The sequence below is a fragment of the Neorhizobium sp. DAR64872/K0K18 genome (assembly GCF_050500175.1).
Classification (GTDB): domain Bacteria; phylum Pseudomonadota; class Alphaproteobacteria; order Rhizobiales; family Rhizobiaceae; genus Neorhizobium; species Neorhizobium soli.
The window spans coordinates 848,527-865,256 of sequence record NZ_CP191446.1; the positions used below are offsets into that span (position 1 = coordinate 848,527).

Annotated in this window: 17 protein-coding genes; 11 read left to right on the forward strand and 6 right to left on the reverse strand. The window is 61.2% G+C overall.

What is annotated here, in order from left to right; translation table 11 throughout:
- Nucleotides 1-54 precede the first annotated feature (54 nt).
- Together ACQY1P_RS09380 and ACQY1P_RS09385 are read left to right on the forward strand one after the other, a co-directional pair.
- On the forward strand, nucleotides 55-252 hold the full coding sequence (locus ACQY1P_RS09380; RefSeq protein WP_430256241.1) for a type II toxin-antitoxin system RelE family toxin: 198 nt from the start codon (nucleotides 55-57) through the stop codon (nucleotides 250-252).
- A gap of 75 nt (nucleotides 253-327) precedes the next feature.
- Complete coding sequence (locus ACQY1P_RS09385) at nucleotides 328-609, forward strand: helix-turn-helix domain-containing protein (RefSeq protein ID WP_430256243.1); 282 nt, start codon at nucleotides 328-330, stop codon at nucleotides 607-609.
- Nucleotides 610-617: 8 nt separating this feature from the next.
- On the opposite strand, the gene betB is transcribed toward ACQY1P_RS09385, so the two are convergent.
- Nucleotides 618-2,081: a betaine-aldehyde dehydrogenase gene (gene betB, locus ACQY1P_RS09390; protein ID WP_430256245.1), complete on the reverse strand. Its 1,464-nt coding sequence runs from the start codon at nucleotides 2,079-2,081 to the stop codon at nucleotides 618-620.
- Nucleotides 2,082-2,104: 23 nt separating this feature from the next.
- Nucleotides 2,105-3,622: a choline-sulfatase gene (gene betC, locus ACQY1P_RS09395; protein WP_062453536.1), complete on the reverse strand. Its 1,518-nt coding sequence runs from the start codon at nucleotides 3,620-3,622 to the stop codon at nucleotides 2,105-2,107.
- A gap of 359 nt (nucleotides 3,623-3,981) precedes the next feature.
- Between betC and ACQY1P_RS09400 the strand changes: the two genes are divergently transcribed.
- The 3 genes from ACQY1P_RS09400 (at nucleotide 3,982) to ACQY1P_RS09410 (ending at nucleotide 7,622) form a co-directional block, all read left to right on the forward strand.
- A complete protein-coding gene (locus ACQY1P_RS09400; RefSeq protein WP_430256247.1) occupies nucleotides 3,982-5,787 on the forward strand; it encodes a GGDEF domain-containing protein in 1,806 nt (601 codons plus the stop codon).
- 103 nt (nucleotides 5,788-5,890) lie between these two features.
- A complete protein-coding gene (locus ACQY1P_RS09405; RefSeq protein ID WP_113112189.1) occupies nucleotides 5,891-6,892 on the forward strand; it encodes an NAD(P)H-quinone oxidoreductase in 1,002 nt (333 codons plus the stop codon).
- Nucleotides 6,893-7,475: 583 nt separating this feature from the next.
- Nucleotides 7,476-7,622 (forward strand): DUF1127 domain-containing protein, encoded by a 147-nt coding sequence (locus ACQY1P_RS09410; RefSeq protein ID WP_082471856.1) that lies wholly within the window; start codon nucleotides 7,476-7,478, stop codon nucleotides 7,620-7,622.
- A gap of 104 nt (nucleotides 7,623-7,726) precedes the next feature.
- Here the strand turns inward: ACQY1P_RS09410 and ACQY1P_RS09415 are convergent, their stop codons facing one another.
- Nucleotides 7,727-8,464, reverse strand: coding sequence for a DUF3750 domain-containing protein (locus ACQY1P_RS09415; protein ID WP_062453533.1), 738 nt, complete (start codon nucleotides 8,462-8,464; stop codon nucleotides 7,727-7,729).
- A gap of 101 nt (nucleotides 8,465-8,565) precedes the next feature.
- On the opposite strand from ACQY1P_RS09415, the gene ACQY1P_RS09420 reads away from it, so the two are divergent.
- On the forward strand, nucleotides 8,566-9,573 hold the full coding sequence (locus tag ACQY1P_RS09420; RefSeq protein WP_430256249.1) for an asparaginase: 1,008 nt from the start codon (nucleotides 8,566-8,568) through the stop codon (nucleotides 9,571-9,573).
- A 25-nt stretch (nucleotides 9,574-9,598) separates the two neighbouring features.
- The gene (locus ACQY1P_RS09425) at nucleotides 9,599-10,234 is read left to right on the forward strand and encodes a glutathione S-transferase family protein (protein ID WP_430256251.1); all 636 of its coding nucleotides are present in this window, start codon (nucleotides 9,599-9,601) and stop codon (nucleotides 10,232-10,234) included.
- A 287-nt stretch (nucleotides 10,235-10,521) separates the two neighbouring features.
- On the opposite strand, the gene ACQY1P_RS09430 is transcribed toward ACQY1P_RS09425, so the two are convergent.
- Nucleotides 10,522-11,169 carry a glutathione S-transferase family protein gene (locus tag ACQY1P_RS09430; RefSeq protein WP_430256253.1) on the reverse strand — a complete coding sequence of 216 codons (648 nt, stop codon included), beginning with the start codon at nucleotides 11,167-11,169 and terminating at the stop codon, nucleotides 10,522-10,524.
- 146 nt (nucleotides 11,170-11,315) lie between these two features.
- Between ACQY1P_RS09430 and ACQY1P_RS09435 the strand changes: the two genes are divergently transcribed.
- Both ACQY1P_RS09435 and ACQY1P_RS09440 read left to right on the forward strand, forming a co-directional pair.
- Complete coding sequence (locus ACQY1P_RS09435; protein WP_092661587.1) at nucleotides 11,316-11,603, forward strand: ribbon-helix-helix domain-containing protein; 288 nt, start codon at nucleotides 11,316-11,318, stop codon at nucleotides 11,601-11,603.
- Nucleotides 11,600-11,923, forward strand: a complete 324-nt coding sequence (locus ACQY1P_RS09440) for a type II toxin-antitoxin system RelE/ParE family toxin (protein ID WP_209900167.1) — start codon at nucleotides 11,600-11,602, stop codon at nucleotides 11,921-11,923. The genes ACQY1P_RS09435 and ACQY1P_RS09440 overlap by 4 nt, the downstream gene beginning before the upstream one ends.
- On the opposite strand, the gene ACQY1P_RS09445 is transcribed toward ACQY1P_RS09440, so the two are convergent.
- Nucleotides 11,920-13,299 (reverse strand): TIGR03808 family TAT-translocated repetitive protein, encoded by a 1,380-nt coding sequence (locus ACQY1P_RS09445; RefSeq protein ID WP_430256255.1) that lies wholly within the window; start codon nucleotides 13,297-13,299, stop codon nucleotides 11,920-11,922. The genes ACQY1P_RS09440 and ACQY1P_RS09445 overlap by 4 nt on opposite strands.
- Before the next feature lie 82 nt (nucleotides 13,300-13,381).
- Complete coding sequence (locus tag ACQY1P_RS09450) at nucleotides 13,382-13,912, reverse strand: MarR family winged helix-turn-helix transcriptional regulator (protein WP_430256257.1); 531 nt, start codon at nucleotides 13,910-13,912, stop codon at nucleotides 13,382-13,384.
- Nucleotides 13,913-14,035: 123 nt separating this feature from the next.
- Between ACQY1P_RS09450 and ACQY1P_RS09455 the strand changes: the two genes are divergently transcribed.
- The gene (locus ACQY1P_RS09455; RefSeq protein WP_192076585.1) at nucleotides 14,036-15,574 is read left to right on the forward strand and encodes an MDR family MFS transporter; all 1,539 of its coding nucleotides are present in this window, start codon (nucleotides 14,036-14,038) and stop codon (nucleotides 15,572-15,574) included.
- A 40-nt stretch (nucleotides 15,575-15,614) separates the two neighbouring features.
- Nucleotides 15,615-16,625, forward strand: a complete 1,011-nt coding sequence (locus ACQY1P_RS09460) for a ligase-associated DNA damage response exonuclease (RefSeq protein WP_113112181.1) — start codon at nucleotides 15,615-15,617, stop codon at nucleotides 16,623-16,625.
- Nucleotides 16,626-16,730 lie beyond the last annotated feature (105 nt).

Here is a 16,730-nt window from a genome sequence, read left to right on the forward strand (position 1 = left end):
GCCGGGATGAAGCCGGTTCAGTATTCTCGTGTCGCACAAAAGAGCCTGAGCCGGATGCAGCCTAAACGACAGGCTGCAATCAAGTCGAAGGTTGATGCTTTCGCCCGTGGCGAAAGGGTCGACCTCGAGAAGCTGGTGGGTAGCCCTCTCATCCGCATCAGGGTCGGTGCTGACAGGATCATCATCGATGAACAGACGAACCTCGTTTTGGTCATCGACGCCGGCCCCAGGGGCGGTGCCTACAAGGATTGAATGATGGGTGTTTTCAACAGAACGGTTATCAATGGTAAGCCCTTCGTTCTTGTCCCCGAAGAAGAATTCGAGGACATGATGGATACCATCACGGCTGGCGAAGTTATGGCTCGTATCGAGGCCGGCGAAGAAACTTGGCCGGCCGAGCTTGTGTACGAACTGTTCGAAACAGACAGCCGCATCCGCACTTTCCGCACCTACCGGAAGATGACTGTCTCCGAACTCGCCGACGCGGCGGGCATTTCGCAGTCTTGCATGGCCCAGATCGAGACCGGCGAGAAACCCGGCAGCGTCGACGAGCTGAAACGCATCTCCGCTGTCCTCAAGGTCGATCTCGATGATCTGGTGGTGGGCTGACGAGGCGTTCAATACGGCGCCTCTACCTTGCCCATTCCCACATACACCGTCTTCAGCTCCGAATAATGCTCCAGTGCCGCAAGCGAGTTTTCACGGCCGAAACCGGACTGCTTTGACCCGCCGAAAGGGATTTCCACCGGGCAGAGATTGTAGGTGTTGATCCACAGCGTGCCTGCTTCCAGAAGATCCGCGACGCGATGGCCGCGTGTCAGATCAGCGGTAAAGACCCCAGCGGACAAGCCGAATTCGGTGGCGTTGGCGCGCGCGATCACCTCTTCCTCGTTATCGAAGTCGAGCACGCACATGACGGGTCCGAAGATCTCTTCACGGGCGATGGTCATGTCGTCGGTGACATCGGCAAACACCGTCGGCTGAATATAATAGCCTTCGCCGGAGACATTGTTGGGAATGCCGCCGCCGGTGACGAGCGTCGCGCCTTCCGACTTGCCCTTCTCGATATAGGACATCACCTTCTGGCGCTGGTCGTAGGAGACCATCGGCCCCACCTGGGTTGCCTCGTCCATCGGGTCGCCGATCACCATCTTTTCGGTGCGAGCCTTCAGCCGCGACAGGAATTCGTCCCGGATTGCCTTCTGCACGAACACGCGGGTGCCGTTGGAGCAGACCTGCCCGGTCGAATAGAAATTGCCGAGCATCGCCCCGCCGATGGCGGAATCGATATCCGCATCGTCGAACACGATCAGCGGTGACTTGCCGCCGAGTTCCATCGTCACATGCTTGAGATTGCCGGCAGCGCTTGCCGCCACCTTGCGGCCTGTCGGCACCGAGCCGGTCAGCGAAACCTTGGCCACATCAGGGTGTTCTACCAGAAGCGGCCCGGTCGTGCGGTCGCCCTGGATAACGTTGAAGAGGCCCTTCGGCAGGCCGGCCTCGATCAGGATCTCGGCGATCTTGAGCGCGCCGAGCGGCGTGTTTTCGGACGGCTTGAACACCATCGCATTGCCGGCGGCGAGCGCCGGTGCGCCCTTCCAGCAGGCGATCTGCTGCGGATAGTTCCAGGCGCCGATGCCGACGCAGACGCCGAGTGGCACCCGCTTCGTATAGGCAAAATCGCCGCCGAGCGGGATGTACTGACCATTCATTCCGGCCGCGATCACGCCGCCGAAGAACTCGAAACTGTCGGCGCCCGATGTCGGGTCGGCGACGATCGTCTCCTGGATCGGCTTGCCGGTATCGAGCGTCTCCAGCTCGGAAAGCTCTCGGTTGCGGGTCCGCATGATCTCGGCTGCCCGCTTCAGGATCCGGCCGCGAGCAGTCGGGCTCATTGCCGCCCATTCCGGCTGGGCGCGCTTGGCGGCGGCGATCGCCTTTTCGACGATGGCGGGCGTTGCCGCATGCAACCTTGCGATCACTTCACCCGTCGCCGGGTAAAGGCTCTCGATGACGCTGCCATCGGTATCCTCGACATACTCGCCGTCGATGAAATGGCTGGCGACTGGTTGTGCTTTCATGGGTCTTCTCCGTTCCTTGGCGCCTATTCCCCGCGGGGATAGCGCTTGGACTCTTCCAGATTGTCGAGGTTCATATGGTTGCGCATGTAGCGCTCCGAGGCTTTCTGCAGGGGTTGGTGATCCCACGGGTAATAGGCGCCGTTGCGCAGCGCTTCATAGACCACCCAGCGCCGCGCCTGGCTTTCGCGCACGGCCGCGTCGAATTTTGCCATGTCCCACTTTTGCGCCCGCTTGGCGCGAAACCCGTTCATGACGGCGGCATGCGCCGGGTCATGCGCCAGGTTCTTGAGCTCGTGGGGGTCGGCATCGAGGTCGTAGAGCTGTTCGGGATCGAGCTCGCAATGCACGTATTTCCACTTGCCCTCGCGAATGCCCACCAGCGGCGCATGCGAGGCTTCGGCGGCATATTCCATCAGCACCGGCGCGGTGCGGGTGCCGCCATCGATCACCGGCTTCAGGCTTTCGCCATCGGTCCAGGGCATGATCTCGTCCATCGAGATGCCGGCGAGATCGCAAAGCGTTGGCGTGATGTCGAGATTGGAAACCGGCGCGGAGTTTAGCGACGGCGTGATCTGAGGACCGGCGATCATCAGCGGCACCCTGGATGACCCCTCGAAGAAGTTCATCTTGAACCACAATCCGCGCTCGCCCAGCATGTCGCCATGGTCGGAGCAGAACAGGATGAACGTGTTATCGAGCATCCGTGTCCGGGTCAGCGTGTCGACCAGCTCACCGACCTTTTCGTCGATATAGGAGATGTTGGCGAAATAGCCTTGGCGCGCCCGCCGCACATGCTCGTCGGTGATCTCGAAAGCCGGATAGTCGCAGGACTTGAGGATGCGGGCCGAATGCGGATCCTGCTCTGCGAGCATGCCGACCTCGGGCATCAGGTGTTCGCAGTCGTTATACAGGTCCCAGAACTTCCGGCGTGCCACATAGGGGTCGTGCGGATGCGTGAACGACACCGTTAATGCCCAGGGCCTGCGGTCTTCGTCGTCGTTGTCGCGGCTGAGATGATAGAGCTTCTGGTTGGCGAGGAAGGCCACCTCGTCGTCATATTCCATCTGGTTGGAAATCTCGGCAACGCCGGCACCGGTGACGGAACCCATGTTGTGATACCACCAGTCGATCCGCTCACCCGGTTTGCGGTAATCCGGCGTCCAGCCGAAATCGGCCGGGTAGATGTCGGTGGTCAGCCGTTCCTCGAACCCGTGCATCTGGTCCGGCCCGACGAAATGCATCTTTCCAGAAAGCGCTGTGTAATAGCCAGCGCGGCGCAGGTGATGCGCATAGGTCGGGATAGACGAAACGTATTCGGCGGCATTGTCATAAACCCCGGTTCTGCTCGGCAGCTGCCCCGCCATGAACGAGGCGCGGGCCGGCGCGCAAAGCGGCGACGAGGTGTAGTTGTTCTGGAAGCGGGCAGAGCGTGCAGCCAGCGCCTTCAGATGCGGCACATGCAGCCAGTCCGCCGGCCCATCCGGAAACAGCGTGCCATTCATCTGGTCGACCATGATGATGAGAATGTTCGGACGGGACATGACCGGGCTGCTTTTCTTGAAGACGAGGAAGACCGCCAGAATGAGTTATTTTCGATTGGCCGCGCAATCAAGCAGGGATTGCGAACAGCGCTGTCTCAAAAGCGCACGGCCGGGGACTGTGGGGGAAATCCCTGTGGAAGCTTAAGCTTGGCTCGTGGCGTTGACGTGGGACCGCACCTGCCCAAGCCAGACGATGTAATATTTACAACTCATTGTATTAGAAAGATAAATTACTGTCATGGAAGTTTCATCGAACTGTCATTTGCGGGAAAGGTATTTTTGACCAATGGAGGCAAAGGTGGCGCCCGTGAATAAGGCGCCGGGCGGATCTCGCCCACGCAGTAAATGGGGTGAATTGCATGTCGTCTGCGGCCGTTCTGGAACCGGGCGTTTTCCGTCGCTATGCCAGCGATCAGCTTTTGCCTCTGGCCAAGCTCGTCATCGAGAACGCCTTCCAGCCGATCGTGGAGGTCGCCACCGGGTCCGTGTTCGGCTATGAATTGCTGCTGCGCGGCCATGACCGTCTCGGCTTTGCCTCGCCGCTCGAACTGATCGACCAGGCCCATGACGGCGGCCAGCTTCTGGCGCTCGAACAGATGGTCGCCCACCGGGCCCTTGCCAAATTCGCCGGCCTTCCGGATTTCTCCAGCCAGACGCTGTTTCTCAATCTCGATGTCCGGATGATCCGCGACGGCCAGCTTTTCCTCGAAAAGATCGTCCAGCATCTGCGCCAGGCAGGCGTCGCGCCGTCCTCGGTCTGCTTCGAGCTGTCCGAGCGGTTCGACAACACCTCGGTGCCGGAATTTGCCGAGTTGATGAGCGAGATGCGCAAGGCAGGCTTCAAGCTGGCGATTGACGATTTCGGCGTCGGCCATGGCGAGATGAAGCTGCTCTGCGACTACCCGGTCGACTACCTGAAGATCGACCGGCACTTCATTTCGGATATCGATGTCAATCCGCGCAAACGGCATCTCGTCAAGAACATCGTCAATATTGCCCATGTGCTCGGCATCCGCGTGATTGCCGAAGGCATCGAGACCGAGGCCGAATTCCTCACCTGCCGCGAATACGGCGTCGATCTGGTGCAGGGCTATTTCATCGCGAGACCCACCAGTTTCGTGACGGAACTGAAGCCGGCCTATCCGCACCTGGCCGAGATCGGCGCGTCGCGCCGCTCCAGCCAGTCGCTCGACGAAATCCTCATCCGCAAGCAGATCGAAAAACTGCCGACCGTGTATGAAAACGAAAGCATCGACAGCGTCTTCGAACTGTTTCGCCGCAATCCGCGCCAGGCCTTCTTTCCGGTGCTGAACGCCAATGGCGAACCGCGCGGCGTCATCAACGAATATCATCTCAAGGAATTCATCTATCAGCCCTTCGGCCGCGATCTCCTGAAGAACAAGGTCTATGAGCGCACCATCGCCCATTTCGTCGAGCGCGCGCCGATCATCGGGCTGGATGCGGAAGCGGAAGAGCTGATGAGCCTGTTTGCCAACATGGAAAACAGCGCCTGCGTCATCCTCACCGAAAACATGCGTTATGCCGGCGTCGTCTCGGCCGCCTCGCTGATCAAGGTGGTCAACGAAAAGCAGCTCAAGATCGCCCAGGACCAGAACCCGCTGACGGGTCTTCCCGGCAACCGGGCCATCCGCGACTTCATGTACCAGGCCGGCCGCGATGACGACGAGCAGCGCTTCTTCTGCTATTGCGACTTCGACCATTTTAAGCCGTTCAACGATCATTACGGCTTCCAGATGGGCGACCACGCCATCTCGCTGTTTGCGGCGCTGATGAAGCGCTATTTCTTCTCCGACGAACATTTTCTAGGCCATGTCGGCGGCGACGATTTCTTTATCGGCATTCGCGACTGGAGCCGCGACGAACTGGAGGAAATCCTCGAACGCCTTCTATCGGATTTCCACGATGACGCCGTCGCGCTTTATTCTGAAGAGGAGAGGGCGGCAGGCCGGATCCGCGGCCATGACCGCACCGGCGTGGAGCGCGATTTCCCGTTGCTGCGCTGCTCCATCGGCGTCGTGCATCTGCCGCAGGGCCTGATCCTCGACGATATCGCCCGGATCGGCACGGAGATCGCAACGGTCAAGGTGGCCGCCAAGGAAAGCGACCGCGGCCTCGTTTTTGCAAGCTATGGTGACGTGAGATAGCAGGCCGGACCGGCGCAACCGGGCGCATCGTTTCCCGGACCCGCCTTTCCAACCAGGGGGCACTGTCCTAAGTCAGTCGTCAGATACTGACAGGAGTAGACCCATGTCCATGCCGTCCCAGATGCGTTTCGTCGACCTGCCGTCCTTCGGCGCGCCCGATGTAATGACCCATGCCACTGGCCCGTGCCCGTCGGCCCGAGCAGGCGAAATTCTGATCAAGGTGGAGGCCGCAGGCGTCAACCGGCCCGATGTGGCCCAGCGCCAGGGGAACTACCCGGCGCCGAAGGATGCAAGCCCGATCCTCGGCCTCGAAGTCGCGGGTGAAGTCGTGGCGCTCGGCGAGGGCGTCACCGAATTCAAGATCGGCGACAAGGTCTGCGGCCTGTCGAACGGCGGCGGATATGCGGAGTATTGCGTCGTGCCGGCTGGCCAGGCGCTGCCATGGCCCAAAGGCTATGATGCGGTGAAGGCCGCAGCCGTTCCGGAAACCTTTTTCACCGTCTGGGCCAACCTGTTCCAGATGGCGGGCCTGACCGAAGGCGAGAGCGTGCTGATCCATGGCGGCTCAAGCGGCATCGGCACGACCGCGATCCAGCTCGCCAAGGCATTCGGCGCGACGGCCTATGCGACCGCCGGCTCGAAGGACAAATGCGACGCCTGCGAAAAGCTCGGTGCGACCAAGGCGATCAATTACAAGACCGAGGACTTTGCCGAGGTGATCAAGGCCGAGACCGACGGCAAGGGCGTCGATGTGGTGCTCGACATGATCGGCGCTTCCTATTTCGAAAAGAACCTGTCGGTCCTTGCCAAGGACGGCTGCCTGTCGATCATCGCCTTCCTTGGCGGCAACATGGCGGAAAAGGTCAATCTGTCGCCGATCATGGTCAAGCGCCTGACGGTAACCGGATCGACCATGCGGCCCCGCACCGCCGACGAAAAGCGGGCAATCCGCGACGAACTGCTGAGCGAGGTCTGGCCGCTTCTCGAAGCCGGCAAGGTCTCACCCGTCATCCATTCCGTGGTGCCGTTTGATGACGTGGTCGAGGCGCACCGGCTGATGGAAACCAGCAGCCATATCGGCAAGATCGTGATGAAGCTGGGGTGAGGAAACGTGGGGGCAGGGGTGGCCTTGGGCATCGCCCGGAAGGCACCCCGCCGCCGGCTGCGCGAATAGTGGTCGAACCGCCGCCGATCCGCAACTCAATAATATCTTCGATTGTTTACATAACTTGCCTTGCAAGCGCCGCAGATCGCACCTACCTTCTGATCATCATCAACGTAATGAAAGGAAGGTGGTCCAATGTCTAATGAGATTTCGGTCTGTGTAGCGGGCAATGGAAAGTTGTTGGTCTTGACGGGGCAGCCCTCGGCCTGAATGACATCTTCCTTCGGACTGCATGATTGCAGCCCGGGTTCGTTCAACCGGACCAAACTCATGGAAGGGCCGCTCAAGCGGCCCTTTTCCATGTCTGCCGGTCGCAAATTTCGATGGTCTTCCATCCTGCCTGGCAATGATGACCAATTCCCTGACATGCACCCTGGAAAGACATGCATGGCGCGCATGGGTGGCCTGACGCTTCAGTGCTTCTGCTTCATCCTTGGGCAGCGTATAACGAGGTCATCGAAGCAAGAGAAAGCGCCAGCATCTGGCAGCTGAAGCTTCGAAAGCCTCAGGAAAGGGGATCATCATGAACGTAGCACGCACCATCAACAACTGGCGCAAGTATCGTCAGACGGTCACCGAACTGGACCGTATGACCTCGCGCGAACTCCACGACCTCGGTATCGACCGTAGCGATATCCGTCGCGTCGCACGCACTGCCGTCGGCTTCTGATCGGTTTCTGATCGTATAATCCGAATGTTTGCAAACGCTCGCAAGTCTGCGGGCGTTTTGCGTTTCATGCATGGCTCCCATGCATCGCGGCACTGGTCTCCCGGCTAGATGCCGATCCGTCCGAGCGCCGGCACCTTGATGCCCGGCCGGGCGAGATCGAGGCCCGCGACGAGACCGAGGAAATGGACCTCGATGCCGCTCCGCACCCCCACCGAAAAGCCTAACAGTCCACGCAGCGTCACATGCAGGTCGCGGCTGTCCTCGTCCAGATGCACGAATTCCCCATCCGGCAGATAGTCGCGGCCCACCGCATGCGGCGGAAGCACCGCGCCGATCTCAGGCACGGTGCGCAGCACATAGGCCACGAACGTATTGGAATTCGGCCCCGGCCAGATCGTGTAGCCGCCGGGCTCGGCGTAAGGGTAGGCGGCAATCGCGCCTTCGATCTTGGGGATCAGCAGCTCCGCCTTCGATCCGGTGATCGATGTCACCAGCTGCGGCGGGTTCGAATACCAGAAGGCATCCGGATCGCGGTGGTTGCGGCGGATCGGGTTGCCCCAGCCCACCTTGTCATAGCGGGTATAGGTGGCCGCACCCTTTGCCTTGGTCACGATCCAGGCATGGCTTGCCACCGAACCTTTCAATCCGCCCGTCATCGCCGAGAAAATATAGATCGCCGCATCGTTGCTTTCGTTCGCCTTGGGAAGGATGCCGGCCGACGACCAGCGCGCGGCACTCCAGCCGGACGGGTGTTCGCGCATCGCCCAAAGGCCGGCGGAAGCGAAGGTGGGAAGAAGGTAGACGACGAAGATAAGGAGCAGCAGTCGCTTTACCGATTTCATAAACATTCCCGTGCAACAAATCGCCGAAACGGCTATCAACGCCGCCGAAATGGCGTTTAAGCCGAATGAGCAATAGAAGCCGGCAAATTCAGGACTGACCGATGCAAAATCCCGTGACCGTTGAAGTGACCCGCGGCTCTCTCGTCGAAAGCCGCCATCGCGGCCTCGGCGTCGTCGTGGATGGCGAAGGCAAGACGCTGTTTTCCTTCGGTGATGCGGAAGCCGGCGTGTTTCCGCGGTCCTCCTGCAAGGCCATGCAGGCGCTGCCGCTGATCGAAAGCGGTGCAGCCGATGCCTATGGGTTCGGCAACAAGGAACTGGCATTTTCCTGCGCCTCCCATTCCGGCGAGGACGCGCATGTGGCCATGGCCGCCTCGATGCTCGCCAAGGCCGGCAAGAGTGTCGACGACATGGAATGCGGCGCCCACTGGGCATCCGAACAGGCCTCGCTCATCCACCAGGCCCGCACCATCGAATATCCGACGGCGCTGCATAACAACTGCTCCGGAAAACATTCCGGCTTCGTCTGCACCTGCGTCCATTCCGGCACGCAGCTGAAGGGCTATGTCGATTACGATCATCCGCTGCAGAAGGAAATCCGCGACGTGATGGGCAGCCTCACGGGCGCTGTTCTGGCCGAAGACAATTGCGGCATCGACGGTTGCTCGATCCCGACCTACGCCGTTCCGCTCAAGGGCCTCGCCCACGGCTTTGCGAAAATGCTGACCGGCTCCGGCCTGTCCAATGAACGGGCGAAAGCCTCGCGCCGGTTGATGGACGCCTGCATGGCCGAACCCTTCTACGTCGCCGGCACTGGACGCGCCTGCACCAAGCTGATGGAACTGGCGCCGGGCAAGATCTTTGCCAAGACCGGTGCCGAAGGCGTCTTCGTCGCGGCACTTCCCGATCAGGGCATTGCCATGGCGGTCAAATGCGAGGACGGTACGACCCGCGCCGCCGAAGCGATGATCTTCGCGCTCATCGCCCGCTATTTCGAAAAGGGCGGCGAAACGCAAGAAAAGCTGATGGCCATGGCCAACCGCACGATGAAGAACTGGAACGGCCTCACCGTCGGCGAAGTCCGGGTCACTGACGCGATGTTTGCCTGATACCAAGATTAAGGACATGGGATCGATGCTGACGCTCTATATCACGCCCGGCACCTGCTCACGCGCCAGCCATATCGCGCTGGCCGAGTCGGGCCTCGATTATCAGGTCTCGCTGATCCGCTTTGCCGAGGGCGAGCAGCGATCACCAGCCTATCTGAAGGTCAACCCGAAGGGCCGGGTGCCGGCATTGGTGACGGACAAGGGCGTGCTGACCGAAACCGTCGCACTGCTCCCCTACATTGCCCAGCTCGTGCCGGAAAAGAACCTTGCGCCGCTGGACGATCCCTTCCTGTTTGCAAAAATGCAGGCCTTCAACGCCTATCTCTCCTCCACCGTCCACATCAACCACGCCCATGGCCGCCGCGGCGCGCGCTGGGCCGATAATGCCGCCTCGCATGCGGACATGATCGCCAAGGTGCCGCAGACCATGCGCGACAGCTTCGCTCTGATCGAGGATGGTCTTGTCGAAGGCCAATTCGTCCTCGGCGAAACGTTTTCGGTCGCCGACGCCTATCTCTTCGTCATGACCGGCTGGCTGGAAAGCGACCATGTGAACATGGCCGAATTCCCGAAGGTCGCCGCCCACTACCGGCGCATCGAGATGCGCCCGGCTGTGCAAAGGGTGCTGGCGGAAGAAGCGGCAGCAAAGCCCGCCACCTGATCGTCAGGCCGCAGACTGCTGGCAAACTCTGAAGAAGCTCATTTGGCGAGAGCGATACCCAGTCTCCCTCATCCTCGCCCTTGTGGCGAGGATCCAGCGACCCGACGTCTGCCGGGTCAGAGACTCCTTCAGCTCAAGGACTTGAGCTGACTGAATCCCCCGCCACAAGGGCGAGGATGAGGGGAGTTTGGAGCAGCCGGCTCAATGTCCCAAGCGACCCCAGAGCGTTGTTCGGCAATAACCTCTGTCAGCACTCTGAAGCAGCAGCGAAACCCGCCAATTGATCGTCAGGCCGGCTCGGCGTTGCGCTTTGCCCACATCGCCTGATAGGCGGGCCGGGCGACGCAGCCGTCGTACCAGGCTTTCAGCGCCGGGCGGCCATCGAACAGGGCGGCATGGCTGCGCGCGTAACGCACGATCTCCGTCACGTTGATATCGGCCACCGTAAACCGCTTGCCCACCATGAACCCGTCTTCGGCAAGATGCTTTTCAAGCACGTCGAACGGTCGAGCGAGCGTCCGTGCAGCCGCCTCGATCGCGGCCTTGCCTTCGTCGGTGGACGCGCTGGACGACTGGATCGTCAGGGCCGCGGTTTCGACGCTGGTTGCCGCAAACAGCGACCACTGCACCATCTGCGCCTCTTCCTCGATCGTCTTTGGAGCAATCTCGCCGCCATGCTTGCGGGCAAGGTAGAGCGTGATCGCAAGCGACTCGTGCAGCACAAACCCGTCATCGTCCATCGACGGGATCGAGCCCATCGGATTGACGCTCAAAAACTCCGGCGACCGCGTGTTGACAGGCGCACTATCAACCGAAGCATCATCCAGCCGATAGGCCTGGATGACCGGAATATGCTCGAACGGCAATCCCAGTTCCTCGATCAACCAGAGCGGCCGCGTCGCGCGCGAACGATAGACGCCATAGATTTTCAGCATGCGTATCTCCCATTGTGTTTCGCGGGCGACGCTAGAGTGCTTCGCCGCAGAACGAAAGATGCCGCCCCCTCAAATCGACCGGTTGGACGTCAGCGTTCGTTTTCGGTATAGTCACCCACATTCTGATCTTTCCAAGGGCCAACCCCATGCGCGCCACCCGTTCGCTCAGCATCACCCTGCCGGTCGAGATCGCCGACATGGTCGAAGCCAAGGTCGCCTCCGGCGAATACGCCTCGGAAAGCGACGTGATCGCCGAGGGCCTGCGCCCGATGGCAGCGCATGACGCCGCGATCGAGAGATGGCTGAGGGACGAGGTCGTGCCGACGCTTCAGGAAATGGATGCGCACCCGGAACGAGGATTAACCGGCGACGAGGTGGATCGATATCTGGACGAGCTGGCGGCAAAACTTACCGAGCAGATGACGAAGGAATGAAGTACAGGGTCGTCTTCGATCCTGCGGCGAGAGATGATCTTGCCGATATCCTGACATATCTGGCACCTCGCATGGGTGTAGACCCCGCATTGGCCTATGTTCGCCGCATCGAAGACTACTGCCTTGATTTTTCGACATTTCCCCACCGCGGCATGCGGCGCGATGACGTTTACTCCGGGCTGCGGCTCGTCGGTTATCGGTACAAAGCAACGATCGCCTTCCGCGTCAGGGACGACGTCGTGCAGATTGCCCGCGTCTTCCACAACGGCCGCAACATCGATTTCGGCCCCAGCCCCGAAGCTCCCGACACCGAAACCTAACCCACCCGGTTCCCCATAACCGTCAGATGCGGAAACGCCGCCGCTGCATCACCCGACCCACCCAACTCTTCCGTTGCAGCCTCCGTCCAGCGATAGCCAATCACGCCGCCGTCCTTCACATCCTGAAACACATTGCCGCTGATGACAGTCGATCCGGCACCTTCGGCAACGCTCACGGCGCAACCGACCTTGGCGCCGCGCACGATATTGTTGGCCGCGACGACGTTGCGCAGATAGGGGCCGAAGCCGAGGGCCAGGCCCCAGAGGGCGGCATTTTCCACCACGTTGCCCGTGATCGCCGTGTCGGCCTCGGCGCTGATGCCGACGCCGAAGATGGCGCCCTCGAGTTTGTAGGGGCCGGTTGCCGAAAGGTTGCGGACGATATTGCTCGAAATGGTCGAAAGCCGGCCGCCTTCGTTGAAATTGACGACGGAGATGCCGTTTGCCGCGCCGTCCACCGTATTGCCTGAAATGACGGCGCCCTCGAACGAGAATTCCGCATAGATCGCCGTCTCGCCGGAGCCGAAACACTGGTTGCCGGAAATCTGGGCGTTGGAGGAGCTGTTGGCGCGAATGGCGGAAAAGGCAGAGTCGGTGATGTGGTTGCCGCTCACCATCACGTTGGCGGCGCGAAACAGGTTGATTGCATTGCCATATTGCCCGGTGCCGCCATTTCTGGCGCCGATCCGGAAGATGCGGTTCGCCGTGACGATGCTGCCATCGACGCCCTTTTCCCAGCGATGGATGAGAATGCCGCCATTGCCGCAATCGAACACGCTGTTGCCGGTGACCGAAAGACCGGTGCTTTCGACCGCATAGAGTGCGTAATCGGCAGCGCCCGATATTTTCGAGCGCTCGATGCGCCCGCCGCATCGCTCCAGCTGGATCGCGGATTTGCGCGCGCCGAGAATTTCGCAATTGTCTATGGAGATATCGGCGATGCCGGAGAAATGGATAAGGGCAGGGGTCTGATCATCCAGCCAGCGATTGCCGCCGTCGATCACCAGATTGGAAAGCTCGATCCGCCGTGCCGCGGTTGCACGGATAAACGATCCGTCGCCGGAATAGACGAGCCTGGAAGCGCCTGAAACGCCGACCAGCCTTGTGTTGTCGGGAAGGTCGAGACCGGAAACGCGGTAGTCGCCGGGCGGCAGATAGACCGGCTTGTTCTGCCGCGCCGCCTGTTCTATCAGCGCCAGCAGCTTGCGGCTCGAAACATCGCCGCCATCGGGCGACACGCCATGGTCGCGCGCGTCGATAGAACCGCGCAGATCGACGGTCGAAACGCTGGCGGGTGCTGCAAGCGCTGGCAGCGGCAATGCGGCAACCGCAGCACCCGTCAGGCTCCAGCCCAGCATTTTGCGTCTCGAAATCATCCAGCCGTCTCCATCATCCCCTTGGAACACGCATTTATCGTGCCAGCGGAAGTGTCCGGTTTCGGGACGGGTGCCGAAACGGTCAGGTCGTAGAGGGACGGCCCGCGCCGCCGGGATAGACCGCTTCGAAGCCTGAAATGAACTTCTCGAACAGATGTGAAAACGCCGAAAGCTCTTCCTCCGGCCAGTCGCCCAGCACATTCACCAGCAGCGAACGCTTGACCCCCTGTAGCTCGGTCAGCAGCGCATCGCCGAGTTCCGTGCGCACCAGCAGCGAGCGCCGCCCGTCCTCCTGCGAAGCGTCGCGCTTGAGAACGCCGCGAGACACGAGATCGCTCACCAGACGGCTGCCGCGCGACGGGTCGATCCGCATCGTCTCGGCAATCGCACCAACAGTGATTTCGCCCTCGATCCGGCCCATCACATCGAGCACGTCGAGATGCGCAGTTTCCAGCCCCGGAACCGTGTTGGCGATCGCGGTGCGCGCGATCATCCGGCGGCCCATCAGATGCCGCATTCGGGTCAGGTTGTCGCTGACACGCAAAAGCCCTTCCGCAAATGCGGCGGTTTCGGTCGAGGGCTGTGGGACTGATGCAGAAATCTTGGTCGTCATCGCTGCAACTTATCAGCAGGTGCCGGGTTGTTTCAACGAAATTGTTGCTGGGTGCATCTGCCTGCTGTTGACAATTATATGCTGAAGTCACATAAATTCGCCGACCCCCTCAGGAAGTATGCCATGGATATGTCACGCCCGGCCCAGACCCCGCTTGTTGCCGACAAACGACAACGTCTGTTCGTTTTCTGGTTCCTGATGGCGGCGCTGTTCATGGCGGCGCTCGACAATCACATCGTCTCCACGGCACTTCCCACCATCGTCGGGGAGTTCGGCCAGATGGAGAGTTTCGGCTGGGTGTCCTCGGCCTTTCTTCTGGCCATGAGCTCGGTCATGCCGATCTACGGCAAGCTGGGGGATCTGTTCGGCCGCAAATATGTGATGCTGTTTGCCATCGTGCTCTTCACGCTCGGCTCGGTTCTGTGCGGTTTCGCCTGGTCGATGAATTCGCTGATTGCGGCCCGCGTCTTTCAGGGTCTCGGCGGCGGCGGCATCATGGTGTCGATCTTCTCGATCAATGCCGATCTGTTCGAACCGCGCGAGCGGGCAAAATACCAGAGCTATTCCAGCCTGATGATCATGGCGGCCGGAAGCATCGGCCCAGTGCTCGGCGGCACCCTCAGCGATCTCTTCGGCTGGCGCTCGATCTTCCTGATCAACCTGCCGCTCGGCGTTATCGTCGTGACCGGCCTTGCCCTGCTGCTCCCCTATCGCCGCCCGCAGCGCAAGCCGAAGATCGATTATGCCGGCGCCGTCGTCCTGGCCCTGACGATTGCGAGCCTCGTCACCTTTGCCGATAGCCACCAGCTGTTCGGCTCGCTGATGGCAATCGAGTCGCTTGTCCTTCTCGGTTTCGGCATGGCCTGCGCTGGCCTCTGGGTGTTCGTTGAAAGCCGGGTTCCCGAACCGATTGTGCCGCTCAAACTGTTCAGGGACAGCACCTTCTCGCTGTTTCTCATCATCACGCTCTGCTCGGGTGCGGTCGGCATCGGTATGGTCAACTACTACGCGCTCTTCCTGCAGACGACGACGGGCCTGTCGCCGTCGCAGGCCGGCCTGTTCTTCATCGGCCTGACCGGCGGCATCGTCGTCGGCTCCATGTCGGCGGGAAGGCTGATTTCCATCACCGGCCGCTACAAGCCGTTCGCGGTCCTGGGACTGGTCATGAGTATCGGCGCTCTTCTGCTTCTGTCGCAGGTGACGTCAGCTACGCCGCTCTGGCTCGTCGCCATTCTGCTGATGCTCCAGGGGCTTGCCGTCGGCTTCGGCCAGCAGGCCCCGATCATCGGCGTCCAGAATTCCGCCCCGCGCGAAGACATGGGTGCCGCCACCGGTGCCGTGACGCTGATGCGGATGGGCGGCGCCTCGATCGCCATCTCGCTCTACGGCGCCATCATCGGCTCGTCGGTCAAGGGCAGCGGGGTGGTCATTCCGGGCGTTGCCGATATCGGCGCACTCACCCCGAAAGTGCTCGATCAGCTGCCGCAGGCCTCGCGCGAGGCGGTGGCCTCCGTCTACTTCTCCGCCTTCACGCCGCTCTTCTTCGCCGCCGCCGTGATCGCCGCCATCGGCCTGATCGCGGCCCTTTTCCTCAAGCCGAAACGCCTGCCGACAGCGCAAGTCTCGGCCGCCGCACAACAAAACAAGCTGCCCACCCCTTAAGGCTCTTCCAAGCGGGCTTTCCCCGCCTATTTCTCGTCGTATGAAACCCGAGGCACTGCTTCATCCCACACCGGCAGGCCTGTTCTGCCCCGTCGGCGGCTTCCATGTCGATCCGGTGCGACCCGTCGAGCGGGCGCTGATCACCCATGGCCATTCCGACCATGCCCGCGCCGGTCACACCCATGTGCTCGCCACCCGCCAGACGCTAGATATCATGAAGATCCGCTACGGCGACGACTTCTGCACCTCCGAACAGGAGGCTGCATGGGGCGAGGTGATCGATGTCGGCGGCGTCAATGTCAGCTTCCATCCAGCCGGCCATGTGCTCGGCTCGGCGCAGATCGCGCTTGAGCATAAGGAACTGCGCATCGTCGTATCAGGCGATTACAAGCGCGGCGTCGATCCCACCTGCGCACCCTTCGTGCCGGTCAACTGCGATGTCTTCATCACCGAGGCAACCTTCGGCCTTCCGGTCTTCCACCATCCCCACCCCCGCGAGGAAATCGGCAAGCTATTGACCTCGCTCAAGCAGTTTCCCGACCGCAGCCACATGGTCGGCGCCTACGCGCTTGGAAAGGCGCAGCGGGTCATCCGCCTGATCCGCGACAGTGGCTATGACGAACCGATCTATATCCACGGCGCGCTGGCAAAGCTCTGCGATTATTACGAAAGCCAGGGCATCGCGCTCGGTGAAATCCGCCCCGCCACGATCGACAAGAGCAGCCCCGACCTGTTCAAGGGCGCCGTCGTCGTCGGCCCGCCCTCAGCCTTTCAGGATCGCTGGGCCCGCCGCTTCAACGAACCCCTGATCGCCTTTGCGTCGGGCTGGATGATGGTGCGCCAGCGCGCCAAACAAAGCGGCGTCGAACTGCCGCTGGTGATATCAGACCACTGCGACTGGCCCGAACTCCTGGAAACCATCAACGAGGTTGCCCCCTCCGAAGTCTGGGTCACCCACGGCCGCGAGGAAGCGCTGGTGCGCTGGTGTGAACTGAAGAGCATTCCAGCGCGGCCGCTGCATCTGGTCGGCTATGAGGATGAGGGGGATTGATGATGACTTCGATGTTGGAAAAAGACCCCTCCCAACCCTCCCCACAAGGGGGAGGGCTAGAGCCTGTCGCGCCGCTGTCGCACAACAGGGCCAGTTCCGTGCCGC

What these genes read in the sequence shown, in the direction of transcription:
- ACQY1P_RS09380 (WP_430256241.1), top strand. Translation starts at nt 55, where the DNA reads ATGCAGCCTAAACGACAGGCTGCAATCAAGTCGAAGGTTGATGCTTTC.
- ACQY1P_RS09385 (WP_430256243.1), top strand. Translation starts at nt 328, where the DNA reads ATGATGGATACCATCACGGCTGGCGAAGTTATGGCTCGTATCGAGGCC.
- betB (WP_430256245.1), bottom strand. Translation starts at nt 2,081, where the DNA reads ATGAAAGCACAACCAGTCGCCAGCCATTTCATCGACGGCGAGTATGTC.
- betC (WP_062453536.1), bottom strand. Translation starts at nt 3,622, where the DNA reads ATGTCCCGTCCGAACATTCTCATCATCATGGTCGACCAGATGAATGGC.
- ACQY1P_RS09400 (WP_430256247.1), top strand. Translation starts at nt 3,982, where the DNA reads ATGTCGTCTGCGGCCGTTCTGGAACCGGGCGTTTTCCGTCGCTATGCC.
- ACQY1P_RS09405 (WP_113112189.1), top strand. Translation starts at nt 5,891, where the DNA reads ATGTCCATGCCGTCCCAGATGCGTTTCGTCGACCTGCCGTCCTTCGGC.
- ACQY1P_RS09410 (WP_082471856.1), top strand. Translation starts at nt 7,476, where the DNA reads ATGAACGTAGCACGCACCATCAACAACTGGCGCAAGTATCGTCAGACG.
- ACQY1P_RS09415 (WP_062453533.1), bottom strand. Translation starts at nt 8,464, where the DNA reads ATGAAATCGGTAAAGCGACTGCTGCTCCTTATCTTCGTCGTCTACCTT.
- ACQY1P_RS09420 (WP_430256249.1), top strand. Translation starts at nt 8,566, where the DNA reads ATGCAAAATCCCGTGACCGTTGAAGTGACCCGCGGCTCTCTCGTCGAA.
- ACQY1P_RS09425 (WP_430256251.1), top strand. Translation starts at nt 9,599, where the DNA reads ATGCTGACGCTCTATATCACGCCCGGCACCTGCTCACGCGCCAGCCAT.
- ACQY1P_RS09430 (WP_430256253.1), bottom strand. Translation starts at nt 11,169, where the DNA reads ATGCTGAAAATCTATGGCGTCTATCGTTCGCGCGCGACGCGGCCGCTC.
- ACQY1P_RS09435 (WP_092661587.1), top strand. Translation starts at nt 11,316, where the DNA reads ATGCGCGCCACCCGTTCGCTCAGCATCACCCTGCCGGTCGAGATCGCC.
- ACQY1P_RS09440 (WP_209900167.1), top strand. Translation starts at nt 11,600, where the DNA reads ATGAAGTACAGGGTCGTCTTCGATCCTGCGGCGAGAGATGATCTTGCC.
- ACQY1P_RS09445 (WP_430256255.1), bottom strand. Translation starts at nt 13,299, where the DNA reads ATGATTTCGAGACGCAAAATGCTGGGCTGGAGCCTGACGGGTGCTGCG.
- ACQY1P_RS09450 (WP_430256257.1), bottom strand. Translation starts at nt 13,912, where the DNA reads ATGACGACCAAGATTTCTGCATCAGTCCCACAGCCCTCGACCGAAACC.
- ACQY1P_RS09455 (WP_192076585.1), top strand. Translation starts at nt 14,036, where the DNA reads ATGGATATGTCACGCCCGGCCCAGACCCCGCTTGTTGCCGACAAACGA.
- ACQY1P_RS09460 (WP_113112181.1), top strand. Translation starts at nt 15,615, where the DNA reads ATGAAACCCGAGGCACTGCTTCATCCCACACCGGCAGGCCTGTTCTGC.